Below are 24,795 nucleotides of genomic sequence, written 5' to 3' on the forward strand. Positions count from 1 at the left end.
TCGGCTGGTATTCGTCCGACGCACTGACCCAAGGGGATGGCCGCCGCGCGCGGCCACCCCGAGGGCTCGCCACCGGAGCGTCCATGACCTACCAGCCCCCCGTTCGCGACCACCTGTTCGTCCTCAAGGACCTGCTGAAGCTCGACCGCTACGCCAACCTGCCGGCTTTCGCGGACGCGTCGATGGACACCGTCGAGCAGATCCTGGACGAGGCGGCGAAGTTCACCGCCGAGGTGCTGGCCCCGCTCAATCCGGTCGGCGACAAGCAGGGCTGCACCTGGAACCCCGACTTCACGGTCACCACGCCGAAAGGCTTCAAGGACGCCTACAAGGCCCTGGTGGAAGGCGGCTGGCCGGGCCTCGGCTCCGAGCCCGCCTATGGCGGCCAGGGCCTGCCGCACGTGGTCAACCTCGCCTTCTCGGAGATGAGCTCCTCGGCGAACATGGCCTTTTCCATGTACCCGGGTCTGACCCACGGCGCCTATTCGGCGATCCTGGCGGGCGGCTCCGACGAGCAGAAGAACCTCTACCTGCCGAAGCTCGCCTCGTTCGAGTGGGGCGGCACCATGAATCTCACCGAGCCGCATTGCGGCACCGACCTCGGGCTCCTGCGCACCAAGGCGGTCCCGCAGGCTGACGGGACCTACCGGATCTCAGGGCAAAAGATCTGGATCTCCGGCGGCGAGCAGGACCTGACCGAGAACATCGTCCACCTGGTGCTGGCCCGGATCGAGGGGGCGCCGGCCGGCACCCGCGGCATCAGCCTTTTCATCGTGCCGAAGTTCATCCCCGACGCCGACGGCAAGCCCGGCCTGCGCAATTCGGTGAAGTGCCTGGGCCTCGAAGAGAAGATGGGCATCCACGGCAACGCCACCTGCGTGATCAGCCACGAGGAGGCGACCGGCTGGCTGATCGGCGAGGAGAACCGCGGCCTCGCCCTGATGTTCGTGATGATGAACGAGGCGCGCCTCGGGGTCGGACTCCAGGGCCTCGCCCAGGCCGAGGCGGCCTACCAGGCCGCCGCCCAGTTCGCCAGGGAGCGCCTGCAGGGCCGCTCGCTGACCGGCCCGAAGAACCCCGACGGCCCGGCCGATCCGATCATCGTCCACCCGGATGTGCGGCGGATGCTGCTGGACAGCCGGGCGATCATCGAGGGCGGCCGCGCCTTCCTGTTCTGGACCGCCCTGCACGGCGATCTCGCCCAGGCCAGCCCCGACGAGGCGGTGCGCCAGAAGGGCCACGACTACATGGCCCTGATGACGCCGGTGCTGAAGGCCTTCCTGACCGACCGCGGCTTCAGGGTCTGTTCCGACGCCATGCAGGTGCACGGCGGCTCGGGCTTCACCGAGCACTTCCCCGCCAGCCAGTACCTGCGCGACGTGCGCATCGCCCTGATCTACGAGGGGGCCAACGGCGTCCAGGCGCTGGACCTCGTGGGCCGCAAGCTGGCGGCCGACGGCGGCCGGGCGGTGATGACCTTCTTCGCCGAGATCGACGCCTTCGTCGAAGCCCACGCCGGCGACGACAAGCTCGCGCCCTACGCCGGGCCGCTGGCAACGGCCAAGGCCCAGCTGCAGGAGGCCACCATGTGGCTGATGCAGAACGGCCTCGCCAATCCCGACAACGCCGGCGCCGCCTCTACCGACTACCTGCACCTCTTCGGCCTGACGGCGCTGGCCTACATGTGGGCGCTGACCGCCGAGACCGCCCAGGCGGCGATCGCCGGCGGCGCGAGCGATCCGATCTACGCCGAGAAGCTGACGGTCGGACGCTACTACATGGAGCGGGTCCTGCCCGACACCGCCGCCCACCTCGCCAAGCTGAAGACCGGCGCCGAGCTCCTGATGGCCCTCCCAGCGGAGGCGTTCTGATGGCGAGCTATCGCGCCACCACCGACTGGACGCTGCAGGCGAGCCCCGAGGACTTCCTGAAGGGCCGCTACGGTCGCGGCCATACGCTCAGCTTCGGCTCGGGCGTCGAGGTGCCGGGCACCGCCTCGCACCACGTGGTCGGCAACAAGTGGGCCGCGCCCAACGCCGTCGACCCGGAGGAGATGCTCGTCGGCTCGCTCTCCACCTGCCACATGCTGACCTTCCTGCATAAGGCGCGCGAGGCCGGCTTCGTGGTCGAACGCTACGTGGACGAAGCGGTGGGGGTGATGGAAAAGACGCCGGAGGGCCGCATGGCGGTCACGCGGGTGACCCTGCGCCCCGCCATCTCCTATGCCGGCCGCGCCCCGAGCGCCGAGGAAAGCGAGCACCTGCACCACTTGGCCCACGAGGAATGCTTCATCGCCAATTCGGTGAAGACGGAGGTGGTGGTGGAAGAGCGCGAGCCGGCCTGAGACGGGTGGCGCCTGTTCGGACGCGGCTAGGTCGTCCGCAGAATACCGCGCAGCCTGGCCTCGAGCGCTGCGGCGTCCTTGAGCTCGCATTCCCAGAGGGTCTCGACCCGCCAGCCAGCCGCTTGCAGCGCCTCGCGGCTGCGAGCGTCGCGGGCGCGGTTACGCTCGACCTTGGCCACCCAATAATCGCGGTTGGCCTTGGGCACCCGGGCCCCCCGGGCGCAGTCGTGGCCGTGCCAGAAGCAGCCGTGGACGAACAGCGTCAGCCGTCGCCCCGGCATGACGATGTCCGGATGGCCCGGCAGGTCCTTGCGATGCAGGCGGTAGCGCGCCCCGAGCCGCGTCAGCGCCCGCCGCACGGCGAGCTCGGGCGAGGTGTCCTTGCCCTTCACCCGGCGCATCACCGCCGAGCGCTTCTCCGGCGGATAGACGTCGCTCACCGCCCCCCTCCCCCGACCTCTCCCTTCTCGCCGCGCGAGGGGAGAGGACGCAGGATCACAGCCCCTCGAACAGCGCCGTCGAGATGTAGCGCTCGGCGAAGCTCGGGATGATGGTGACGATGAGCTTGCCCTCCATGTCGTCGCGCGAGGCGACGTCGAAGGCCGCCGTCAGGGCCGCCCCGGAGGAGATGCCGACCGGGATACCTTCCTCCCGGGCGATCCGCCGGGCCATGACGAAGCTGTCGTCGTTGGTCACCTGCACCACCTCGTCGATGATCCCGCGGTCGAGGATCGAGGGGACGAAGCCGGCGCCGATGCCCTGGATCTTGTGCGGCCCAGGCTGGCCGCCGGAGAGTACGGCCGAGGTGGTCGGTTCGACGGCGATCATCTTCACCGACGGCTTGCGCGCCTTCAGCACCTGGCCGACGCCGGTGATGGTGCCGCCGGTGCCGACCCCGGAGACCACGGCGTCCACGCGCCCGTCCGTGTCGCGCCAGATCTCCTCGGCGGTGGAGACCCGGTGGATCAGCGGATTGGCGGCGTTGTCGAACTGCTGCGGGATAACCGCGCCGGGGGTGGCCTCGACGATCTCCTTGGCGCGCGCGACCGCGCCGGCCATGCCCTTCTCAGGCGGCGTCAGCTCGAGCTTGGCGCCGAGCAGCAGCAGCATCTTGCGCCGCTCCAGCGACATGCTCTCGGGCATCACGAGGATGATCTTGTAGCCCTTGGCGGCGGCGACGAAGGCGAGCGCGATGCCGGTGTTGCCGCTGGTGGGCTCGACGATGGTGCCGCCGGGCTTAAGAACGCCCTTGGCCTCCAGGTACTCGACCATGGCCACGCCGATCCGGTCCTTCACCGAGGCGATCGGATTGAAGAACTCGAGCTTGGCGACCACCTCGCCCTTCGGCTTCAGCGCGGCCATCAGGCGCGGCAGGCGCACGATGGGGGTGTCGCCCACGAGGTCGAGAACGGAGTCGTAGATCCTGCCCCGGCCCTCGCGATGATAGCGCGCGGCGTCGTAGACCTTGTCGGGGGTGGCGTCCATGGAACGGGACCTCTGGAAAACCTGCTGGGAAACCTGCTGGGAAAACAGCCCTTCGTGTCCGGCGAACCTAAGACTTCCTGAGGCGAATGGAAGGGCGCGTACGTGGCGCCGCCCCCAGCTTTTCTAAACGCCTATTCGGCGGCGATGGCGGCAGGCGCGGCGAGCAGCGGCTCGAGGATGGTTTCGGCCAGCCAGCGGACCACCGGCGCCGCCACCCCGTCGCCGGCGACGTGCAACCCGGCCGTGGCCGACTTCGGCAGCACATAGGCGTCGGGCAGGCCCATCAGTCGGGCCGCCTCGCGCGGGGTGAGGAGGCGGGTGCGGACCTGACCCTGGTCGACGACGACGATGACCTGGCGCGAGGAGCCGCCGCGGGGCGTGCGCAGGCAGCCCGCCAGGCCGTCGAGGCGAACCTCGGCCCGTTGCACCTTGGCCCCGTTCTCGATGCGCATCCGCCGGAAGACCCCGCCCACCGTCCGTTCGCCCCGGGCGCGGGCGGCCTCCAGGCGGGCGCGGTGGAGGGGCGACATCAGCGCCAGCCAGCGGTCCGTGCGGTCCGGCGGGTGCCAGGCGACGGCGGCGTCGTCCTCCAGGATGGCCGCGAGGTCGGCGTTCCGGGCCGGCGGCGCCGGGCACGCCCAGTCGATCCAGCGCCCGGCGAGGTGGGGCGGCAGGCGCCCGGCCGCGGCGCGTACCGCGCGGGTGCGCCAGGGGCTGTCGCCGACGAGGGCGGCGGGGATCGGATCGCGCGTCGCGATGATGAAGACCCTGGGGCGCGACTGCGGGGTGAAGGCGGCGGCGTCGATCTCCAGCGCGCCGAAGCGATAGCCCTGGGAGGCGAGCGCCTCGCCTACCGCCGCGAAATCGGCGCCGCCGTGCGAGGTGAGCAGGCCCGAGACGTTCTCGATGACGATGGTCCGCGGCCCGCGCCCTTCGGCGCCCAGCGCCTCCATCAGCCGCCAGAAGCCGTAGAAGGCGGAGGAGCGGCCGCCCGCGAGGCCCGCGCGCGCGCCGGCGAGGCTGAAGTCCTGGCAGGGGCTCGACGCCCAGGCGACGTCGGCCTGGCCCGGCAGGTCGGCCACGCCCAGCCGCCAGACGTCGCCTTCCCGCAGATGGTCGGCGGCGTCGGTGAAGTTGGCGCGGTAGGTCGCCGCCTTCACCGGATCGAAGTCGTTGGCGAACAGGCACGACCAGCGCGGCCCGAGGCCCACGCGGGCCATGCCGCCGCCGGCGAAGAATTCGTAGAAGGTGAAGGGCCCGCGACTCACGGGCTCAGCGTACGCGAGCGATCAGCCCTTGCCGATCTCCAGCGTCGGAATCTGTTCACGCGCGCTGGCGCTGTCGCCATGCGCCGTCGGCAATGCACACCCCACGGCTATCGCGAGCGCCGCGATAGCCGCCACCAGCAGTTTGGGCGTCATAACGGGTCCCTCTTCCGTTCGCGCTTTCGCCCAGTTTCCGCCACGGGCCTTAACGGGCCGGAATCAAACAGGCTGAACGGTTCGTAAGCGCCTCCGAAGGACGAACCCGGGGCCGCCATACCGACTCCTCGCTTGACCGGCCCCACCGTCAGGGCGGCAAATTGGGAGAAAGAACAAAGCGACAGCGCCTGAAGGGAGGCGATCCATGGAACGAGCCTATGACTTGGTGGTCCGCGGCGGGACCGTCGTCGATGGCACGGGACAGCCGGGCTTCGAAGCCGACGTCGGTGTCAAGGACGGGCGCGTGGCGGCCGTCGGCAGGATCGCCGGCGCGGGCGCCGAGGAGATTGACGCCAAGGGCATGGTGGTCGCGCCGGGCTTCGTTGACGTCCACACCCACTACGACGGCCAGGCCACCTGGGACGAGCGCATGCAGCCCTCGTCCTGGCACGGCGTCACGACGGTGATCATGGGCAACTGCGGCGTCGGCTTCGCGCCCTGCCGCCCCGAGGACCACGACCGGCTCGTCCGGCTGATGGAAGGCGTCGAGGACATCCCCTTCCCTGTGCTGAGCGCCGGCCTGCCGTGGAACTGGGAGAGCTATCCCGACTATCTCGACAGCCTCGCGCGCCGCAACTTCGACGTGGACATCGGCAGCCAGCTGCCGCACGCGGCGCTGCGCGTCTATGTGATGGGCGAGCGCGGCGCGAACCGCGAGCCGGCCACCGAGGCCGACATCCACGCCATGGCGGCGATCGCCAAGCGGGCGATGGAGGCCGGCGCGCTCGGCTTCTCCACCTCCCGCACCCTGAACCACAAGACCTCCGACGGCCAGCCGACGCCGACCCTGACCGCCAGCGAGGACGAACTCACCGGCATCGCCATGGGCCTGGCCGCCGCCGGCCGCGGCGTGCTGCAGTTCGTCTCCGACTTCGCCGATCCGGAGGCGGAGTTCGACATGCTGCAGCGGATCGTCGAGCGCTCGGGGCGGCCGCTGTCGTTCTCGATGGTGCAGAGCCCGCGCGACCCGGAGCAGTTCCGCTATCTTCTGGATCGCCTGGCCAAGGCCCACGCCAAGGGCCTGCCGATGAAGGCGCAGGCCGCCAGCCGGCCGGTGGGCGTGCTGTTCGGCTTCGAGCTGACGCTGAACCCGTTCAGCCAGCACCCGAGCTACCAGGCGATCAAGGACCTGCCGCTCGATCAGCGCGTGGCGCGCCTCTCCGACCCCGCCTACCGCGCCCGGCTGATGGCCGAGGAGGTGGAGCACGTGCGCGGCTTCGCCGGAACCCAGCCGCGGGCCTGGGACAAGATGTTCCTCCTGGGATCGGAGCCGAACTACGAGCCGACGCCGGACCGGACGGTGGCCAACATCGCCGCCCAGCGGGGCCTGACGCCGGAGGAGGTCGCCCTCGACCACATGCTCTCCAACGGCGGGCGCGGCATGCTCTACTTGCCGTTCCTGAACTACGCCTGGTGCAATCTCGACCCGGCCTACGAAATGTTGAACCATCCGCAGGTGGTGCCCGGCCTCTCGGACGGCGGGGCGCACGTCGGCATGATCTGCGACGGCTCCTTCCCGACCACCAACCTCGTCCACTGGACGCGCGACCGCACGCGCGGACCGAAGGTGAGCCTGGAGAAGATGATCAAGGCCCAGGCGCGAGACACGGCCGAACTGGTCGGGCTCTACGACCGCGGGATCCTGGCGCCCGGCTACCGCGCCGACCTCAACGTCATCGACTACGGACGGCTGAAGCTGAAGGCGCCGGAGGTGGCCTATGACCTGCCGACCGGCGGCCGCCGGCTGATCCAGCGGGTGGAGGGCTATGCGGCGACCATCGTCGCCGGCCAGGTGACCTATCGCGACGGCGAGCCCACCGGCGCCCTGCCCGGCCGGCTGCTACGCGGCGCCCAGACGACGCCCGCGGCGATGGCGGCGGAATAGGGAGAGGCCCATGGCGGACGATCGCCCCGAGATCGCGCCGGCACAGGTCGTGCCGGTCGAGCTCGAACCGCAGTGCGAGTGGACGGCAGAGCAGGTCTCCGACCCCGCCGCCTGGACCGAACACCTCAGCGAGGCGGACATCCTCGAGCTCGGCGCCGCCGTCGCTCACGCACGCAAGGTCTCGGACGACTTCCTGCAGATCGGGAAGGCGGACTTCCCCTTGCCGACGCTCGGCCCGCGGCTGAAGCGCATCGAAGCCGAGCTGATCAACGGCCGAGGCTTTGTGCTGATCCGGGGCCTGCCGCGCCAGCGGTGGTCCAACGACGAGATGTGCCTCGCGTACTGGGGTATTGGCGCGCACCTCGGGCGTCCGTGGCCGCAGAACGCCAAGGGCCACGTGCTGGGCGATGTCACCGATCAGGGAAAGCAGCCGGGCGATCCGACCGCCCGCGGCAACGAGCTCGGCCAGATCGGGCTCGATTTCCACTGCGACGGCTCGGATCTCGTCGGCCTGCTCTGCCTGCAGAGCGGCGTCTCCGGCGGGCTCTCGGCGGTCTGCAACTCGGTGGCCCTGCACAACCGGCTGGTGCGCGAACGGCCGGACCTCGCCGCAGAGCTCTACAAGCCACAGCCGTACGACTACCGCGGGGAGCAGCCGCCCGGCGGGCGCGGCTGGTATCCGATGCCGGTGTTCACGCGCCACGGCGAGCGGCTGTTCATGCGCCTGATCCGGCCCTACATCCTGGCCTCGCAACGCCATGCGGACGCGCCGCGCCTCACCGCCAAGGCGGAGGAGGCGCTGACCTGGATGCAGGAGATGTCCGAGAGCGGCGCCTATTCGGTGCTGATGGACTTCCAGCCCGGGGACATGCAGTTCATCAACAACTACCACGTGCTGCACGGGCGCACTGCCTATGTGGACGACCGGGAGAGCGGCCGCGTCCGCCACCTGAAGCGTCTATGGCTGGAGACCGAGGTCCTGGAGGATCGGCCCTCGTTCTTCCAGAACCGGATGGGCTCGCACTGGGCGCAGAAGATCTCCATCAGCCGGCTCGACGCTGCGGGCTGAACACCACAAGGACGCATCGCCTCGGCGCTGATTCGCGCCCATAAAGGACGAATGTCCCTCGCCGTCGCCGAACCTGAAGCTGCGCCCCTCGAGGTCGCGCGCGACATCCTGCGCCGCACCTTCGGCCACGCCGATTTCCGCGGTCTGCAGGCGCAGGTGATCGAGGAGGTGCTGGCCGGGCGCAGCGCCATGGCCGTGTTACCGACCGGCGGCGGCAAGAGCCTCTGCTACCAGATCCCCAGCCTGGTGCGGCCGGGCCTCGGCCTGGTGGTCTCGCCGCTGATCGCCCTGATGACCGACCAGGTGGCGGCGCTGCAGCAGTCCGGCGTGGCCGCCGCGCGGCTGGATTCCAACATCGGGCTGGACGAGCGCAGCGAGACCTGGCGGCGCATCGAGCGCGGCGAGCTCGACCTGCTCTACGTCTCGCCCGAGGGGCTGATGCAGCCCTGGATGCTGGACCGGCTCAAGCGCACGCCGCTGGCCCTCATCGCCATCGACGAGGCCCACTGCGTCAGCCAATGGGGCCACGACTTCCGGCCTGAGTACCGGATGCTGGGCCGGGTGGCCGAGCTGTTCCCGACCGTGCCGCGCCTGGCGGTGACGGCGACGGCCGACGCCCGGACCCGCGAGGACATCCGCGCCGAGCTGCGGCTCGAGGGCTGCGCCGAGTTCGTGGCGAGCTTCGCCCGGCCCGAGCTGATCCTCTCGGCCGAGCGCAAGAAGGGCGCGAAGGAGAAGCGGGTGATCGAGCTGGTCACCGCGCGGCCGAACCGCTCGGGCGTGGTCTATGCCGGCAGCCGCGAAGGCACCGAGAAGTTGGCCGAGGCGCTGCGCGGCGCAGGCGTGCCGGCGCTCGCCTATCACGCCGGCCTCGACCGCCGCCTGCGCGAGGAGCGGCTGGAGGAATTTCTGGAAGCCGACGCCGCGGTGATGGTGGCGACGATCGCCTTCGGCATGGGGGTCGACAAGCCGGACGTCCGCTTCGTCATCCACGCCGATCCGCCGGCCTCGATCGAGGCCTACTGGCAGGAGATCGGCCGCGCCGGGCGCGACGGCGACCCGGCCGAGGGCATCACCCTCTACGGCGCCTCGGACATGGCCTGGGCGCTGCGGCGCATCGGGGACCGCGACGTCGACGCTGAGGTCAAGCAGGTGCAGACCCGCAAGGTCCGCCAGCTCTACGCCCTGCTCGACGGCGCCGGCTGCCGGGCGGCGGCGGTGCGCCGCTATTTCGGCGAGGAGGGCGTCGAGGCCTGCGGCCAGTGTGACCTGTGCGCCGGGACGGTCGAGACCATCGACGTCACCGAGCCGGCCCAGAAGGCGCTGTCGGCGGCCCATCGGCTGGGCGGCCGGTTCGGTCGCGGCCGCCTCGTCGACCACCTGCTCGGCAAGACCAAGGACGTCACCGACTTCGAGGCCGGGCTGTCGACCTGGGGCATCGGCACGGAGCTGTCGGCCGTGCAGTGGCGCGACCTCGCCGAGCAGCTGCTGTTCGAGGCCCTCCTCAAGGAGGATCCCAACGACGGCCGCCCGCTGGTCGGGATCGGCGACGCCGAGGCGGTGAAGCAGGTCTTCCGCGGCGAGCGCCGGGTGACCATGCGCAAGCCGGCCGAGGGCGAGCCCAGGGTGCGGCGCAAGAAGCGCGGCGACAGCCACCCCATCGCGCCGCACGACCAGGGCCTGTTCGAGGCCCTGCGCGCCTGGCGGGCGCGCGAGGCCAAGGCCCAGCACGTGCCGCCCTATGTCATCTTCCACGATGCAACCCTGGCCGAGATCGCCGGGGCGCGGCCCGGCACGCGCGCGGCGCTGGTGCGGCTGAACGGCGTCGGCGAGGGCAAGCTCGCCCGCTACGGCGACGCCGTGCTCGAGGTGGTGCGCGGCTTCGAGGGCTGAAGCCCCTCCCGCGAGCGGGAGAGGCGCCGGCTCCTAGACGTCGACCTCGGCGTCGAGGGCGTTTTCCTGGATGAACTCGCGGCGCGGCTCGACGAGGTCGCCCATCAGGCGGCTGAACATGTCGTCGGCGTCGTCCACGTGGTTGACCTTCACCTGCAGCAAGGTGCGGGCGTCGGCGTCGAGCGTGGTCTCCCAGAGCTGGTCGGCGTTCATCTCGCCCAGGCCCTTGTAGCGCTGGATGGAAAGGCCGCGCCGACCGTTGTCCATGACCGCGTTCACGAGGTCGATCGGGCCGCGCACGGTGGTCGCCCGGTCGCGCCGGGTGAAGGTGGCCGCGCCCTCGAAGATCTTGGCGAGCTCGCGGGAGCGCTCGGCCAGGCGCCGGGCGTCGGCCGCGTGCAGCAGGAGCTCGTCGAGGACGATGCGCTCGGAGACCCCGCGTTTGACGCGGCTGAACACATAGCCGCCGCCAGCGGCCGACTCGGCCTGCCAGGGGCCGTCGCCTTCCTCGGCGTAGAGGTCGAGCCGCTTGGCCGCCTTCTCCGCATCGCCGCCCTCGGCGAGGAGGCCGGCGAGGGCCGCCTGCTCGATGGCGAAGGCGGGGGCGCGCGCCGCGAGGCGCTCGACATTGGCCTTGGCGCCGCGGGCCGTGGTGACCAGGGCCAGCAGGTCCTGGCCAGCCAGGCGCTCGCCGCTGGAGAGGTCGAGGGTGGCCCCGTCGACGCCCTCGTCGATCAGGTAGATCTCGAGCTCGGCGTCGTCCTTGAGGTAGCGGACCGACTTGCCCTTGGACGCCTTATAGAGCGGCGGCTGGGCGATATAGAGGTAGCCGCGTTCGATCACCTCCGGCATCTGCCGGTAGAAGAAGGTGAGCAGCAGGGTCCGGATGTGGGCGCCGTCGACGTCGGCGTCGGTCATCAGGATGATCTTGTGGTAGCGGACCTTCTCGATGTCGAAGTCGTCGCGGCCGATGCCGGCGCCGAGCGCAGTGATCAGGGTGCCGACCTGCTCGCTCGACAGCATCTTGTCAAAGCGGGCGCGCTCGACGTTCAGGATCTTGCCCCGCAGCGGCAGGATCGCCTGGTTCTCGCGGTTGCGCGCCTGCTTGGCCGAGCCGCCGGCGGAATCGCCTTCCACCAGGAAGATCTCGGACTTGGCCGGATCCTTCTCCGAGCAATCGGCGAGCTTGCCGGGCAGGGAGGTGATGTCGAGCGCCGACTTGCGGCGGGTGAGCTCGCGGGCCTTGCGGGCCGCCTCGCGGGCGGCGGCGGCCTCGGCGATCTTGGTGACAATCATCCGGGCGTCGTTGGGGTGCTCCTCGAACCAGGTCCCGAGGCCCTCGCTGACCAGGCCCTCCACGGCCGGACGGACTTCGGAGGAGACCAGCTTGTCCTTGGTCTGGGAGGAGAACTTCGGATCGGGGATTTTCACCGACAGCACGCAGGTCAGGCCCTCGCGGGCGTCCTCGCCGCTGACCGAGACCTTCTCACGCTTCGCCGCGCCGGAGCTCTCCGCATAGCCGGTGATGATCCGGGTGAGCGCCGAGCGGAAGGCGGCGAGGTGCGTGCCGCCGTCGCGCTGGGGGATGTTGTTGGTGAAGCAGAGGACGTTCTCGTGGTAGCTGTCGTTCCACCACAGGGCGAGGTCGACCTCGACGTTCTCGCGGCGGCCGCGGATGACGATCGGGTCCTTGACCAGCGGGGTCTTGGCCTTGTCGATGTGACGCACGAAGGCCTCGATGCCGCCCTCGTAGTGCATGACCTCCTCGAAGGGCTCGGCCTCGCGGAGGTCCTTCAGCCAGATGGTCACGCCGGAGTTCAGGAAGGCGAGTTCGCGCAGGCGGTGCTCGAGCGTCTTCCGGTCGAACTCGATGAACGAGAAGGTCTCGATCGACGGCAGGAAGGTGACTTCGGTGCCGGTCAGGAACTCGCCGTTCTCGCGCAGCGGCGACTTGCCGACGATGGCCAGGGGCGCGACCGGATCGCCGCGGCGGAACTCCATCTCGTGGGTCATGCCGCCGCGGTGGATGCGCAGCCGCAGCCAGTCGGAGAGCGCGTTGACCACCGAGACGCCAACGCCGTGCAGGCCGCCGGAGACCTTGTAGGAGTTCTGGTCGAACTTACCGCCGGCGTGCAGCTGGGTCATGATGACCTCGGCCGCCGAGACGCCCTCGCCCTCGTGGATGTCGGTAGGGATGCCGCGTCCGTCGTCGGTGACCGTGCAGGAGCCGTCGGCGTTGAGGATCACCTCGACGCGGGTGGCGTAGTCGGCGAGGGCCTCGTCGATGGCGTTGTCGACCACCTCGTAGACCATGTGGTGCAGGCCCGAGCCGTCGTCGGTGTCGCCGATGTACATGCCCGGGCGCTTGCGCACCGCGTCGAGGCCCTTGAGGACCTTGATCGACTCCGCGCCGTACTCGGCGCCGCCGTTGGAATCCGAAGGGATCTCGTTGTCTTCGCTCATGCGTCGTCCAGCTGGGGCGGCCGGGCCTCGTCTTCCTCGCGCACGCGCGCGTGAGGCCCTGACGGAATGTCAGCCCTCTATATAGGGTTTCGGCGCTGATTCTGCACGAAATCGGGTACGCCGCGGGCTGGGGGCGTAGACGGGCTGAGCTACGCGGCGGTCAGCTCGCCGGCCAGGGCGCGGTCGATGAGGGCCGTGGTGCGGGCAAGGCCGAAGATGGCGGCGAAGGAGCCGAACCGGGGGCCGGTGGGCTGGCCCAGCAGCACCTCGTAGAGGGCGCCGAACCAGGCGCGCAGCGGCTCGAAGCCGGCGGTCTTGCCGACCTCGAACACCTCGTTCTGGATCACCTCGGCGTCGGCGTCGGCGGGCAGGGCCTTCAGCCGCTTCGAGAGCTCCTCCATCGCCGCGCGCTCCTTGGCGTCGGGGGCGCGGAACTTCTTCGAGGGCTTCACGAAGTCCTCGTAGTAGTTGAGCGCGTAGCCCACGAGCTTGTCGAGCAGGGGCTCGGACTGCGGGGTCGCGCCCGGCAGGTAGCGCTCCAGGAAGCCCCAGAGGATGTCCCCCGTCGAGGCGTCGGCCGCCGAGACGAGGTTGAGCAGCAGGGAGAAGCTGACCGGCGAGCCCTTTTGCGGCGGCGCGCCGCGGTGGACGTGCCAGGCCGGGTTGTCGATCGCCGGCCGGTCGCTCTCGCCCCGCGCCTTGTTGAACGCGTCCAGGTGGGAGAGGTATTCGTCCGTCGCCTTGGGGATCACGTCGAAGTAAAGGCGCTTGGCCGACTTCGGCGACTGGTACATGTAGTAGGCTAGGCTCTCGGGCGTGCCGTAGCGCAGCCACTCCTCCATGGTCAGGCCGTTGCCCTTGGACTTGGAGATCTTCTGGTTGTTCTCGTCCATGAAGAGCTCGAAGTGGAAGGCTTCCGGCGGCTCGCCGCCGAGCACCTTCACCAGCCGGTTCGAGACCCGGACGCTGTCCACCAGGTCCTTGCCCGAGGCCTCGAAATCGACGCCGAGGGCCGTCCAGCGGGCGGCCCAGTCGGGGCGCCACTGCAGCTTCACGTGGCCGCCGGTCACCGGGACTTCGGTGAGGGTCCCGTCCTCGTCCGGGAAGACGATGGTGCCTCGGTCGAGGTGGCGCTCCAGCGTCGGCGCCTGGAGGACGCGGCCGGTCTTGGGGCTGATCGGCAGGAAGGGCGAATAGGTCGCGCGGCGCTCCTCGCCGAGCGTCGGCAGCATCACCGCCTGGATCGCGTCGAAGCGCTCGAGGATGCGCAGCAGCACCTCGTCGAAGCGGCCGGACTTGTAGGTCTCCGTGGACGACATGAAGGTGTAGTCGAAGCCGAAGCCGTCGAGGAAGGCGCGCAGGCGGGCGTTGTTGTGGGCCCCGAAGCTCTCGTGCTCGCCGAAGGGATCGCGCACCGAGGTCACCGGCTTGTCGCGATCCTCCTCCAGCATGGCGCGGTTGGGCACGTTGTCGGGGATCTTCCGGAGGCCGTCCATGTCGTCGGAGAAGACGATGAGCTGGGTCGGGATGGCGTCTTCGGTGAGCGCGCGGAAGGCGCCGCGCACCATGGTCGGGCGGGCGGCCTCGCCGAAGGTGCCCATGTGCGGCAGGCCCGAGGCGCCGTAGCCGCACTGGAAGACGACGGGCCGGGCGAAGGCCTCGGGCAGGGTGCGGACGAGCTCGTCGAACTTGCCCTGGGCGATCAGGGCCGAGGCGAGGTCGCGCTCGGCGTCGGAGAGGCGCAGGCGCAGGATGCGGTCCAGGAGGATGCGCGCCTGTTCGAACGGCCAGCTCTTCGCTTCGCGGGCCTGGTGGGAGAGACCTTGCAACATGGGCCGTGCCGGTACGCCCCTGAGCGCGCGGGCTCAAGTCTTGATCTGACCGCCGGGGGGAATGTCGGCGGTTTTGACGGGGCGTCACAAAGCTGGGCTATGGTGGACGGATGATCCGACGCCTCCTCGCGCTGAGCGCGCTCCTCGTCCTGACGGCCTGCGGCAAGGGCGAGGCGCCCGCCGCGGCCGAAAAGCCGCAGGGCCTGACCTTCTCCATCGTCTCGACGGAGAACCCGCAGACCCAGATGCAGGAATGGGGGCCGTTCCTGACCGACATGGAGCGCAGCATCGGCGTGCCGGTGAAGCCGTTCTTCGGCACCACCTACACCGCCGCCATCGAGGCCATGCGCTTCAAGCAGTCGGACCTCGGCTGGTTCACCAACGCCTCGGGCCTGGAGGCCGTGCGGCGGGGCGGCGGCGAGGTGTTCGCGCGGACCACGAACCCCGAAGGCCACGACGGCTACCAGGGAGTGATCGTCGTGCCCAAGGGCCACGGCCTGACGCTGGAGAAGCTCCTGAAGTGCGACCGGACGGTCAACTTCGGGATGGGCGACGCCAAGTCGACCTCGGGCACCCTGGCGCCCATGGCCTATCTATTCTCGCCGCGCGGCATCGAGCCGGCCAAGTGCTTCAAGACCGTGCGCTCGGCCAACGCCGAGGCCAACCTGTTCGCGGTGGGCTCGGGCCTGCTGGACGCGGCCACCGACAACACCCGCTCGATGGACCGCATGGCCGTGCTGGACACGCCCATGGCGCGCAAGACCCTGGCCAACCTGGAGGTGATCTGGCGCTCGCCGACCATCCCGGAGGACCCGATGGTCTGGCGCGCCGACCTCGATCCCGCCATGAAGGCCAAGATCGCCAAGTTCATCTTCAGCTACGGCGTCGGCGACACGCCCGAGGCGGTGCGCCAGCGGGCCGTGCTGGAGCGCATCCAGACCGGGCCCTTCAAGCACGCCGACAACTCGCACCTCTTGCCGGTGCGCGAGATCGAGGCCATCGGCCAGCTCACCGAGGCCAAGGCCAAGGGCGATGCGGCGGGCATGGCCAAGGCGCAGGCCTCGCTCGACCAGATCAGGACCGAGAAGGCGGCGGCTCCGAAATAGGCGCCTATTCGCCGGCCAGGAGGAAGTGGCCGCGCAGGAAGGCGATGGGGTGGCTGCGGGCCTCCTGCCAGGCTTCCACGTGGACGTTGGCGATGCGCCGTCCGACCTTGCGCAGATCGGCGCGGGCGTAGGTGGTCAGCGGCCGGCCGGGGCGCAGATATTCGATGGTGACGTCGATGGTCTTGGCGATCTTCTGGCCGCCGGGCGAGGCGGCCTGGGCCACCGAGAGCTGGGCGAGCGCGGTGGTCTCCAGGAAGGCGCCGATCACCCCGCCGTGCAGGGCGGGCAGCATGACGTTGCCGATCAGGTGCTGGGAGAACGGCAGGATGGCGGTCATCTCGTCGCCGGCCAGCTCGGCGCGCATGCCGAGGAAGCGGACGTAGGGGACGCGCTGGAGGAAGTCCTCGAGCTGGCGGGCCGGATCGCTCATGGCTTGGACGGCGCCTCGGCGACGGCCGCTTCCGGCGGGCGGTTCAGGATGAAGGCGGCCTGGGCTGTGGCGATCGGGTCGGCGCGGTCGACGTCCCAGGCCTCGGCCCGGACGAAGGCGATGGAGCGGGTGAGCTTGTAGCAGTGCGCCTCGCAGGTGACCCCGGAGCGCGGGGCCGCGGCGCGCATGTAGTCTATCCGCAGGTCGAGGGTGGCGGTGCCGAACATCCGACCGCCGGTGCCCGAGGTGATCGCCAGCCCGCAGGTGTGATCGAGGAGGCTGGTGACGACGCCGCCGGCGATCACGCCGGTGTCGGGATCGCCGACGAGCTCTTCCCGCCAGGGGACCGTGAGGCAGCCACGGCCGTCCCCGGCGGAGATGAACTGGAAGCCAAGGGCGGCCGCCTGGGGGACGGTGGTCGCCATGTGCTGGCCAAGCTGGCTGAGCGTTTCTGGATCGAGGCTCATCCCTTCGGGGTTAGGGGCGAACCGGTCGGGGGTCAATCTTGCCCGAGGGGAAGCTTCGGAGGCGGGTCAGCTCAGCGGATGACCGGAACCACATAGGCCACGAACAGGGCCAGCAGCGGCGTGGCGGCCATCACGAGGTTGGCGAAGCCGAGGAACGGGGACGAAGCGTGGGTCATGGTCTCTCTCCTGGGTTGGGGCCCCTTGCGGGGCGGGGGCGGCGGACTTCGTCGTCCCGATGAGAGCGTTCTACGCAACGTCCGGTCCGAATACTCGTTAAGTGTTAGTCATGACGCCGAATTCACAAGATGAATACTTGGTAAGGTTGCGCCGCCCCACGGGGCCCCTAGGTTCAGAGGCATGATCCGGCCGCAGGACCTGCTCTGCCCGAAGCCCGAGGGGCTCTATTGCGCGCCCGGCGACTTCTACATCGACCCGGTGCGGCCGGTGGCCCGGGCGGTGATCACCCATGGCCACTCCGACCATGCCCGGGCCGGCCACGGGGCTGTGCTGGCGACCGCGGCGACCCTGGACATCATGGCCGAGCGCTATGGCCTGGCTTTCGCCGAGGCCAGGCAGGCGGCGGCCTACGGCGAGCGGGTGGACCGCGATGGCGTGGAGGTCAGTCTGGTCCCGGCCGGCCACGTGCTGGGCTCGGCCCAGGCGGTGGTCCGCTGGCGGGGCCTGACCATGGTGGTGAGCGGCGACTACAAGCGCCGGCGCGACCCGACCTGCCCGCCGTTCGAGCCCGTGCCGGCGGACGTGTTCATCACCGAGGCGACCTTCGCCCTGCCGGTGTTCCGCCATCCCGACGCCGGCCACGAGGTCGGCCGGCTGCTGCGCTCGGTGGCGCAGTTCCCCGATCGGGCGCACCTGGTGGGCGCCTATGCGCTCGGCAAGGCGCAGCGGATCATCGCCCTCCTGCGCGAGGCCGGCTGGGACGCGCCGATCTATGTGCACGGCGCCCTGGAACGGCTGAACGCGCTCTACGTCCGGCACGGGGTGGACCTCGGCGACCTGCGGGCGGCGACCACGGCGGCAAAGACCGATTTCGCCGGCCAGATCATCGTCGCCCCGCCCTCGGCCCTGCAGGACCGCTGGAGCCGGCGCTTCCCCGATCCGGTGAGCGCCTTCGCCTCCGGCTGGATGCGGGTCCGGGCGCGGGCGCGCCAGCGCGGGGTCGAGCTGCCGCTGATCATCTCCGACCACGCCGACTGGGACGAGCTGACCGCCACGGTGGACGAGTTGCGCCCTGGCGAGCTGTGGATCACCCACGGCCGCGAGGAGGCGCTGGCGAGGTGGGCGAGCCTGCACGGCGTGCCGGCGCGCGCCCTCGCTCTGGTGGGCTACGAGGAAGAGGACGAGGACTAGGTGCGCGCCTTCGCCGAACTCCTCGACCGGCTGAGCCTGACGTCCTCGCGCAACGCCAAGCTGCGGCTCGTCCGCGACTACCTGCGCGACACGCCGGACCCGGACCGCGGCTGGGCCCTCGCCGCCCTGACCGGCGACCTCGCGTTCGATGCGGCCAAGCCGGCCTTCATCCGGAAGGCGGTGGAAGAGCGGATGGACCCGCAGCTCTTCTGGTGGTCCTACGACTATGTGGGCGACCTCGCCGAGACGGTGGCCCTGGTCTGGCCGAGGCGCCCCGGCGCGAACCGCGAGCCGCAGCTTTCCGAGGTGGTGGAGGCCCTGCGCACGACCAGCCGCGCCGAGGTTCAGCGGCTGATCGAGGGCTGGCTCGACGCCATGGAGGACCCGCGCGAGCGCTGGGCCCTGCTGAAGCTGATGACCCGCGAGCTGCGGGTCGGGCTGACCGCCAGGCTCGCCAAGCGGGCGGCGGCGGAGATGGCCCAGGGCTTCACGGTCGACCCGGCCGAAATCGAGGAGCTGTGGCACGCCCTCCACCCGCCGTACGAGGACCTGTTCGCCTGGCTGGAGGGACGCAGCGAGAAGCCGTCCGCCGAGAACCCGGGACGGTTCCGGCCGGCGATGCTGGCCCAGGCCATCGACGAGGCGGTGGACTTCGCGAAGCTCGATCCGGCCGACTATGCGGCGGAGTGGAAGTGGGACGGGATCCGGGTCCAGCTCGTCCACGAGGGCGGGGTCCGGCGGCTCTACACGCGCACGGGCGACGACATCTCGCGCACCTTCCCGGACGTGGTGGACGCCCTCCTCGAAGAGGGGGTGATCGACGGCGAGCTCTTGGTGCTGCGCGAGGGTAAGGTCGCGAGCTTCGCCGAGCTGCAGCAGCGGCTGAACCGCAAGAGCGTCGATGCGAAGCTGGTGGCCAGATACCCGGCCGGCATCCGCGCCTACGACCTTATGGCGGAGGGGGCGCAGGACCTGCGCACCCTGCCCTTCGCCGAGCGGCGCAAGCGGCTGGAGGCCTTCGTGGCGCGCCAGGCGAGCCCGCGCATCGACCTCTCGCCCCTGCAGCCGTTCGAGACCTGGGCGACGCTCGCGGCGCTGCGCGCCGAGCCGCCGGCCGGCGACCCGCAGGTGGCCGAGGGGGTCATGCTGAAGCGCTGGGACTCGATCTACGAGGCCGGGCGGCCGAAGGGTCCGTGGTTCAAGTGGAAGCGCGACCCGTACCTGATCGACGCGGTGCTGATGTACGCCCAGCGCGGGCACGGCAAGCGCTCGAGCTTCTACTCCGACTACACCTTCGGCGTCTGGACGGAAGGCGAGGACGGCGGCCGCGTGCTGACGCCGGTCGGCAAGGCCTATTTCGGCTTCACCGACGAGGAGCTGAAGCAGATCGACAAGTTCGTCCGCGACCACACCACCGAGCGCTTCGGGCCGGTGCGGGCGGTGATCGCCGAGCCGCACCGCGGGCTGGTGTTCGAGGTGGCTTTCGAAGGACTGCAGCGCTCCACGCGGCACCGCTCGGGGGTGGCCATGCGCTTCCCGCGCATCAGCCGCACCCGCTGGGACAAGCCGCCCGGCGAGGCCGACGAACTGGCGACGCTGGACCGGATGCTGGCCCAGATGGAGGGCGGCTAGGCGAGCAGCAGGGCCTCGTCGATCAGGAAGCGCTTGAGGTCGCCGCCGCCGAACAGCAGGCCGCGGATTCCGGCGCGGGCCGCCGCTTCCATGTCGGAGGGCTTGTCGCCGACCAGCACCGAGCGTTCGCGGTCGATCGGCCAATCGGCGAGCGCGCGCAGGATCATGCCGGGGTTCGGCTTGCGGTCCGGCGGGTCGGGATGGCGGTAGTGCTCGATCGGCGATTCCGGATGGTGCGGGGCGAAGTAGAAGGCGTCGATGTGGCCGCCGACCGCCGCCAGTTCCTCGCCCATCCGCCCGTGCAGGGCGTGCATGTCGTCCTCGGTGTAGTAGCCGCGGCCGACCCCCGACTGGTTGGTGACGACGACGACGATCCAGCCGGCGGCGTTGAAGGCGGCCACCGCCTCGCGGGCGCCGGGGATCCAGGCGAAATCCTCCCAGCGGGAGACATAGCCGCGGTCCTCGTTCAGGACCCCGTCGCGGTCGAGGAACAGGGCCGGGCGCGGATGGCTATCAAGCGGACTGTCGGACACGGGGCCAGTCTATAGCGGGCCCGGCGGCGGAGGCGATTTCAAATTGCCTGAATCCGTGTCTAGCTCGACCGCGAATGGCCGACCCCGTCCTCGAGCTCAAAGACCTGCGCGTCCGGTTCGCGACCCCCGACGGGGCGGTGGAGGCGGTGCGCGGCGTCTCGCTGCAAGTCGGGCGCGGCGAGACGCTCGGCGTGGTCGGCGAGAGCGGCTCGGGCAAGAGCCAGACCTTCATGGCCGCCATGGGCCTCCTGGCCGGCAACGGCCGGGCGAGCGGGTCTGTGCGGTTCCAGGGGCAAGAGTTGCTGGGGCTGAGGCCGCGGGCCCTGAACCGCATCCGCGGTTCGAAGATGACCATGATCTTCCAGGACCCGCTGACCGCCCTGACCCCGCACGTGCGGATCGGCGAGCAGATCGCCGAGCCGCTGCGCCAGCACCTGGGGCTGTCGGGGGCCGAGGCGCAGGCGCGCGCCCGCGAGTGGCTGGAGAAGGTGCGCATCCCGGAGGCGGCGCGGCGGGCCCGACAGTATCCGCACGAGCTCTCCGGCGGCATGCGCCAGCGGGTGATGATCGCCGCGGCCATGGCGACGGGCCCGCAGCTCCTCATCGCCGACGAGCCGACCACGGCGCTGGACGTGACCGTGCAGGCCGAGATCCTCGACCTGATGGCCGAGCTGACGGGCGAGAGCGGCGCGGCCCTGGTGCTGATCACCCACGACATGGGCGTGATCGCGCGCCTCGCCGACCGGGTCTGCGTGATGAAGGACGGCGCCTATGTGGAGGAAGGCGCGGTCGAACATATCTTCTCCAGCCCGAAGACCGCCTACACCCGCCAACTGCTGGACGCGATTCCGCGCCTCGACCGAACCGGCCGCGGCGGGCGGCCGGTGGTGGCGCCGGTGGCGGCCGACGCGCCGGTGGTGGCGGCCGGCGAGGACGTGCGGGTCTGGTTCCCGATGTCCGAAGGTCTGCTGGGCGCAAAGCGGGTGCTGAAGGCGGTGGATGGGGTCTCGTTCCAGGTGCGCCAGGGCGAGACCCTGGCCGTGGTCGGCGAGAGCGGCTCGGGCAAGTCGACCCTGGCCCGGGCGGCGCTGAACCTGATCCCGGCGACCGCCGGCACGGTGACGGTGATGGGGCGCGACATCACCCACGCCGAACGCGAGACCCTGCGCAAGGCGCGGCGCGACCTGCAGATCGTCTTCCAGGACCCGCTCGCCAGCCTCGACCCGCGGGCCACGATCGGAACCTCCATCGCCGAGCCGCTGACGGTGTTCCGGCCGGAGCTCGGCCGCGCGGCGCGCGAGGACGCGGCGCGGGCGATGATGGCGAAGGTCGGGCTCGATCCGGCGCTGATCAACCGCTACCCGCACGAGCTGTCCGGCGGCCAGAACCAGCGGGTGGGCATCGCCCGGGCGATGATCCTGAAGCCGAAGCTCGTCATCTGCGACGAGGCGGTGTCGGCCCTCGACGTCTCGATCCGGGCCCAGATCATCGATCTGCTGATCGCCCTGCAGGCGGAGCTCGGCCTCTCGATGATCTTCATCAGCCACGACCTGGCGGTGGTGCGCGAGATCAGCCACCGGGTGCTGGTGCTCTACCGCGGGCGCGTGGTCGAGGAGGCGGACGCCGAGCGTCTCTATTCCGATGCGCGCCACCCCTACACGCGCGCCCTGCTGTCCGCCGCGCCGGTTCCGGACCCCGGGGTCGAGCGCACGCGCGTGCGGCTGAAACGGCCGGAGGGCCTCGCGGAGATCGCGTCCGAGCTGACGGAGATCGCGCCCGGCCATCGGGTCGCCGAATTCGACGCAAGCCCCGACAGGCCCTAAAGCTCGACCATGGCGAAGATCACCCCTGTCATCATGTCCGGCGGCGCCGGCACGCGGCTCTGGCCGGTGAGCCGCGTCGGCGCCCCCAAGCAATTCCATGCGCTGGGCGGCCAGCGGACGATGATCCAGGAGACGGCGCTGAGGGCCAGCGGCGAGGGCTTCGAGCCGCCGATCGTCATCTGCAACGAGAGCCATGCGGCCATCGCAGGCCGCCAGCTCGCCGAGGCGGGGCTCGACCCGCTGATCGTGCTGGAGCCGGTGGCGCGCAACACGGCCGCCTGCGCCGTGGCCGCGGCGGCCCTGGTGGCCGAGCGCGACCCCGATGGCCTGGTGCTGCTCGCGCCCGCCGACCACGTGATCAAGGACCTCGAGGCGTATCGCGCCGCCATCGAGACCGGCCGGCCGGCCGCCGAGGCCGGCAAGCTGGTGGTCTTCGGCCTGAGGCCCGACCGGCCCGAGACCGGCTACGGCTACATCCGGGCGGCGTCCTCGCAGGGCGCGGTGCGACCGGTGGCGGCCTTCGTCGAGAAGCCGGACCTGGCGACCGCCCGGGCCTATGTGGCCGATCCCGACTACACCTGGAACGCCGGCTTCTTCCTGTTCGGCGCGAAGGCGTTCCTCGACGAGGCGCGGCGGCTCGCTCCCGAGGTCGCGGCGGCGGCCGAGGCGGCGGTGGCGACGGCGGCGCGGCGCGGGCGCGAGGTGCGGCTGGGCGAAGCCTTCGGCCAGGCGCCCGCGATCTCGGTGGACTACGCGGTCTTCGAGAAGACCGACAAGGCGGTGGTGGCGCCCTGCGAGCTGGGCTGGAGTGACGTCGGCGCCTGGCGGGCGCTCTGGGAGCTCGCCGACCAGGCCGACGACCAGAACGCCCTGCACGGCGACGTGGTCAGCGTCGCGAGCGCCGGCTGTCTGGTGCGCACCGACGGGCCGACGGTGGCCCTGGCCGGCGTGCAGGACCTGGTGGTGATCGTGGAAAACGGCGTGGTGCTGGTGGCGGCCAAGGACGACCCGGCCGCGGTCAAGGCCCTGGTCGAGCAGCTCAAGGCCAAGGGCCGGGCGGACCTGCTGTAGACGGGCCGTCAGCGGGCGGCCATTTCGCACCTGCGAAGCGGGGAACATTGCCCCGGGGGGCCTCGGCCGTTAGGTTGCCGGCCTTTCGCCGTCTGCGGCGTACCAACCGGCTTACCCATGACCCTTTCCTTCGACGACATCCTCGCAGCCCGAGACCGGCTGCAGGGGCACATTGAGCGCACGCCTTGCCGGCATTCGCGGACGCTGTCGGAGATTACCGGGGCCGACGTGTGGGTGAAGTTCGAGAACCTGCAGTTCACCGCCGCCTACAAGGAGCGCGGGGCGCTGAACGCCCTGCTGCAGCTCGGCGAGAACGCCCGCAAGCGCGGGGTGATCGCCGCTAGCGCCGGCAACCACAGCCAGGGCCTGGCCTACCACGCCGCGCGCCTCGGCATTCCGGTGACCATCGTCATGCCGCGCGGCACCCCGTTCGTGAAGGTGCAGCAGACGCGCGCCCACGGCGCCGAGGTGGTGCTGGACGGCGACGGCTACGACGAGGCCTCGGGCACCGCCCGCAAGCTCTGCGACGAGCGCGAGCTGACCTTCGTCCACCCCTTCAACGACGTGAAGGTGATGGCCGGCCAGGGCACGGTGGCGCTGGAGATGCTGGAGGAGGTGCCCGACCTCGAGGTGCTGCCGATCCCGATCGGCGGCGGCGGCCTGATCGCCGGCATGGCGACGGTCGCCAAGCACATCAAGAGCGACATCTCCATCGTGGGCGTCGAGCCGGCCATGTACCCCTCGTTCACGGCCAAGATGCGCGGCATGAACACCGCCGCCTCGCCGCACGCCTCGACCATCGCCGAGGGCATCGCGGTGAAGGAGGTCGGCGACGAGACCTACGCCATCGCCCGGCCGCTGATCGACGAGGTGCTGCTGATCGAGGAGCCCTATTTCGAGCGCGCCATCGCCCTTTACGCCAACGTCGAGAAGACCGTGGCCGAAGGCGCGGGCTCGGCCGCCCTGGCGGCGCTGCTGGCGCACCCGAAGAAGTTCAAGGGCAAGAAGTGCGGCCTGGTCATCACCGGCGGCAACATCGACACCCGCCTGCTGGCCTCGGTGTTGACCCGCGAGCTGGTCCGCGACCAGCGGCTGGTCTCCCTGCGGATCATCGGCGACGATCGCCCGGGCCTGCTGGCCACCGTCTCGGCGGTGATCGGGCAGATGGGCGCCAACATCATCGAGGTGGCGCACAACCGCCTGGCCCTCGACGTGCCGGCCAAGGGCGCGGAGTTCGACATCATGATCGAGACCCGCGACGCCCAGCACGCCCAGGAGGTCATGGACGCCCTGCGCGAGCACGGCTACCCGCCGAGGGCCGTCTGATGCGCCGTGCGATCCTCGCCCTCGCCGGCGTCTTCGCCCTCGCCGGGGCCCTCGCCGCCTGCCACGGCCCGGCCAAGCCGGACCCGGCCAAGCTCAGCCAGGCCAACGCCGAGGCCCAGGCCTTCATGGCCAAGACCGCAGCCGAGCCCGGCGTGCAGAAGCTGCCGTCGGGTCTGATGTTCAAGGTCGTCCGCTCGGGCGAGCCCACCGGCATGCGGCCGCAGCTCGGCGACGAGGTGAAAGTCAACTACGAGGGCAAGCTGGCGAACGGCAAGGTGTTCGACAGCTCCTACGAGCGCGGCCAGCCGGCGGCCATGCCGCTCAAGGGCCTGATCCCGGCCTGGCAGGAAGCCCTGCCGCTGATGCGGCCGGGCGACGAGTGGATTCTCTACGTGCCGCCGAACCTCGGCTACGGCGCCGAGGGCGCCGGCGGCGGCGAGATCCCGCCCAACGCCGTGCTGATCTTCAAGATCGAGCTCCTCGGCGTGCTGCCGGGCCCCGGGCGCGTGGCGAACGGGTAGAGGAGCAGGTGCTCCCCCACAGGGGGAGCTGTCGCGAAGCGACTGAGGGGGTTGCGCGGCAGGGCG

21 protein-coding genes are annotated in these 24,795 nt (G+C 70.7%); 12 read left to right on the forward strand and 9 right to left on the reverse strand.

Going from position 1 to position 24,795, the window contains the following annotated elements:
- The first annotated feature begins 83 nt into the window (after positions 1–83).
- Together DJ017_RS01995 and DJ017_RS02000 are read left to right on the forward strand one after the other, a co-directional pair.
- The gene (locus tag DJ017_RS01995) at positions 84–1,871 is read left to right on the forward strand and encodes an acyl-CoA dehydrogenase C-terminal domain-containing protein (protein ID WP_111527136.1); all 1,788 of its coding nucleotides are present in this window, start codon (positions 84–86) and stop codon (positions 1,869–1,871) included.
- The gene (locus DJ017_RS02000; RefSeq protein WP_111527137.1) at positions 1,871–2,344 is read left to right on the forward strand and encodes an OsmC family protein; all 474 of its coding nucleotides are present in this window, start codon (positions 1,871–1,873) and stop codon (positions 2,342–2,344) included. Before DJ017_RS01995 ends, DJ017_RS02000 begins: the two co-directional genes overlap by 1 nt.
- Before the next feature lie 26 nt (positions 2,345–2,370).
- On the opposite strand, the gene DJ017_RS02005 is transcribed toward DJ017_RS02000, so the two are convergent.
- The 4 genes from DJ017_RS02005 to DJ017_RS20920 all read right to left on the reverse strand — a co-directional run bounded on the left by DJ017_RS02005 (position 2,371) and on the right by DJ017_RS20920 (position 5,250).
- The gene (locus DJ017_RS02005) at positions 2,371–2,784 is read right to left on the reverse strand and encodes a very short patch repair endonuclease (protein ID WP_111527138.1); all 414 of its coding nucleotides are present in this window, start codon (positions 2,782–2,784) and stop codon (positions 2,371–2,373) included.
- Between the two features lie 55 nt (positions 2,785–2,839).
- On the reverse strand, positions 2,840–3,829 hold the full coding sequence (gene cysK / locus DJ017_RS02010) for a cysteine synthase A (RefSeq protein WP_111527139.1): 990 nt from the start codon (positions 3,827–3,829) through the stop codon (positions 2,840–2,842).
- Positions 3,830–3,960: 131 nt separating this feature from the next.
- Entirely contained in the window at positions 3,961–5,097 is a 1,137-nt protein-coding gene (locus tag DJ017_RS02015) for a DNA cytosine methyltransferase (protein ID WP_111527140.1), read from the reverse strand.
- A 21-nt stretch (positions 5,098–5,118) separates the two neighbouring features.
- Positions 5,119–5,250 (reverse strand): hypothetical protein, encoded by a 132-nt coding sequence (locus DJ017_RS20920; RefSeq protein WP_264371475.1) that lies wholly within the window; start codon positions 5,248–5,250, stop codon positions 5,119–5,121.
- Between the two features lie 205 nt (positions 5,251–5,455).
- Here DJ017_RS20920 and DJ017_RS02020 point away from each other — a divergent pair, with 205 nt between their 5' ends.
- Genes DJ017_RS02020 through recQ form a run of 3 tightly spaced genes read left to right on the forward strand, consistent with a single transcriptional unit; the run spans position 5,456 to position 10,157 of the window.
- On the forward strand, positions 5,456–7,195 hold the full coding sequence (locus DJ017_RS02020; RefSeq protein WP_111527141.1) for an N-acyl-D-amino-acid deacylase family protein: 1,740 nt from the start codon (positions 5,456–5,458) through the stop codon (positions 7,193–7,195).
- A gap of 10 nt (positions 7,196–7,205) precedes the next feature.
- Entirely contained in the window at positions 7,206–8,264 is a 1,059-nt protein-coding gene (locus DJ017_RS02025) for a TauD/TfdA family dioxygenase (RefSeq protein WP_111527142.1), read from the forward strand.
- 51 nt (positions 8,265–8,315) lie between these two features.
- On the forward strand, positions 8,316–10,157 hold the full coding sequence (gene recQ / locus DJ017_RS02030; protein WP_111527143.1) for a DNA helicase RecQ: 1,842 nt from the start codon (positions 8,316–8,318) through the stop codon (positions 10,155–10,157).
- A 33-nt stretch (positions 10,158–10,190) separates the two neighbouring features.
- Here the strand turns inward: recQ and gyrB are convergent, their stop codons facing one another.
- Together gyrB and DJ017_RS02040 are read right to left on the reverse strand one after the other, a co-directional pair.
- Positions 10,191–12,620, reverse strand: coding sequence for a DNA topoisomerase (ATP-hydrolyzing) subunit B (gene gyrB, locus DJ017_RS02035; protein WP_111527144.1), 2,430 nt, complete (start codon positions 12,618–12,620; stop codon positions 10,191–10,193).
- Positions 12,621–12,769: 149 nt separating this feature from the next.
- A complete protein-coding gene (locus tag DJ017_RS02040) occupies positions 12,770–14,452 on the reverse strand; it encodes a lysine--tRNA ligase (protein WP_111527145.1) in 1,683 nt (560 codons plus the stop codon).
- A gap of 110 nt (positions 14,453–14,562) precedes the next feature.
- On the opposite strand from DJ017_RS02040, the gene phnD reads away from it, so the two are divergent.
- A complete protein-coding gene (gene phnD / locus DJ017_RS02045) occupies positions 14,563–15,558 on the forward strand; it encodes a phosphate/phosphite/phosphonate ABC transporter substrate-binding protein (protein ID WP_111527146.1) in 996 nt (331 codons plus the stop codon).
- A 4-nt stretch (positions 15,559–15,562) separates the two neighbouring features.
- Here the strand turns inward: phnD and DJ017_RS02050 are convergent, their stop codons facing one another.
- Together DJ017_RS02050 and DJ017_RS02055 are read right to left on the reverse strand one after the other, a co-directional pair.
- The gene (locus DJ017_RS02050; protein WP_111527147.1) at positions 15,563–15,988 is read right to left on the reverse strand and encodes a PaaI family thioesterase; all 426 of its coding nucleotides are present in this window, start codon (positions 15,986–15,988) and stop codon (positions 15,563–15,565) included.
- Positions 15,985–16,455: a PaaI family thioesterase gene (locus DJ017_RS02055; RefSeq protein ID WP_111527148.1), complete on the reverse strand. Its 471-nt coding sequence runs from the start codon at positions 16,453–16,455 to the stop codon at positions 15,985–15,987. The genes DJ017_RS02050 and DJ017_RS02055 overlap by 4 nt, the downstream gene beginning before the upstream one ends.
- A 357-nt stretch (positions 16,456–16,812) precedes the next feature.
- Between DJ017_RS02055 and DJ017_RS02060 the strand changes: the two genes are divergently transcribed.
- Together DJ017_RS02060 and DJ017_RS02065 are read left to right on the forward strand one after the other, a co-directional pair.
- Entirely contained in the window at positions 16,813–17,823 is a 1,011-nt protein-coding gene (locus tag DJ017_RS02060; protein WP_111527149.1) for a ligase-associated DNA damage response exonuclease, read from the forward strand.
- On the forward strand, positions 17,824–19,455 hold the full coding sequence (locus tag DJ017_RS02065) for a cisplatin damage response ATP-dependent DNA ligase (RefSeq protein WP_111527150.1): 1,632 nt from the start codon (positions 17,824–17,826) through the stop codon (positions 19,453–19,455).
- Here the strand turns inward: DJ017_RS02065 and DJ017_RS02070 are convergent.
- Positions 19,452–19,988, reverse strand: a complete 537-nt coding sequence (locus DJ017_RS02070) for a D-glycero-alpha-D-manno-heptose-1,7-bisphosphate 7-phosphatase (RefSeq protein ID WP_111527151.1) — start codon at positions 19,986–19,988, stop codon at positions 19,452–19,454. The two genes, DJ017_RS02065 and DJ017_RS02070, sit on opposite strands and share 4 nt — an antisense overlap.
- 74 nt (positions 19,989–20,062) lie before the next feature.
- On the opposite strand from DJ017_RS02070, the gene DJ017_RS02075 reads away from it, so the two are divergent.
- The 4 genes from DJ017_RS02075 (at position 20,063) to DJ017_RS02090 (ending at position 24,729) form a co-directional block, all read left to right on the forward strand.
- Positions 20,063–21,811, forward strand: a complete 1,749-nt coding sequence (locus DJ017_RS02075) for an ABC transporter ATP-binding protein (RefSeq protein WP_111527152.1) — start codon at positions 20,063–20,065, stop codon at positions 21,809–21,811.
- 9 nt (positions 21,812–21,820) lie between these two features.
- Positions 21,821–22,882 carry a mannose-1-phosphate guanylyltransferase/mannose-6-phosphate isomerase gene (locus tag DJ017_RS02080; RefSeq protein ID WP_111527153.1) on the forward strand — a complete coding sequence of 354 codons (1,062 nt, stop codon included), beginning with the start codon at positions 21,821–21,823 and terminating at the stop codon, positions 22,880–22,882.
- Positions 22,883–22,999: 117 nt separating this feature from the next.
- Positions 23,000–24,208, forward strand: a complete 1,209-nt coding sequence (locus DJ017_RS02085) for a threonine ammonia-lyase (protein ID WP_111527154.1) — start codon at positions 23,000–23,002, stop codon at positions 24,206–24,208.
- Positions 24,208–24,729, forward strand: a complete 522-nt coding sequence (locus tag DJ017_RS02090; protein WP_111527155.1) for an FKBP-type peptidyl-prolyl cis-trans isomerase — start codon at positions 24,208–24,210, stop codon at positions 24,727–24,729. The genes DJ017_RS02085 and DJ017_RS02090 overlap by 1 nt, the downstream gene beginning before the upstream one ends.
- The last annotated feature ends 66 nt before the right edge of the window (positions 24,730–24,795 follow it).

This window comes from Phenylobacterium soli, from assembly GCF_003254475.1.
In the GTDB taxonomy this organism is placed as follows: Bacteria; Pseudomonadota; Alphaproteobacteria; order Caulobacterales; family Caulobacteraceae; genus Phenylobacterium; species Phenylobacterium soli.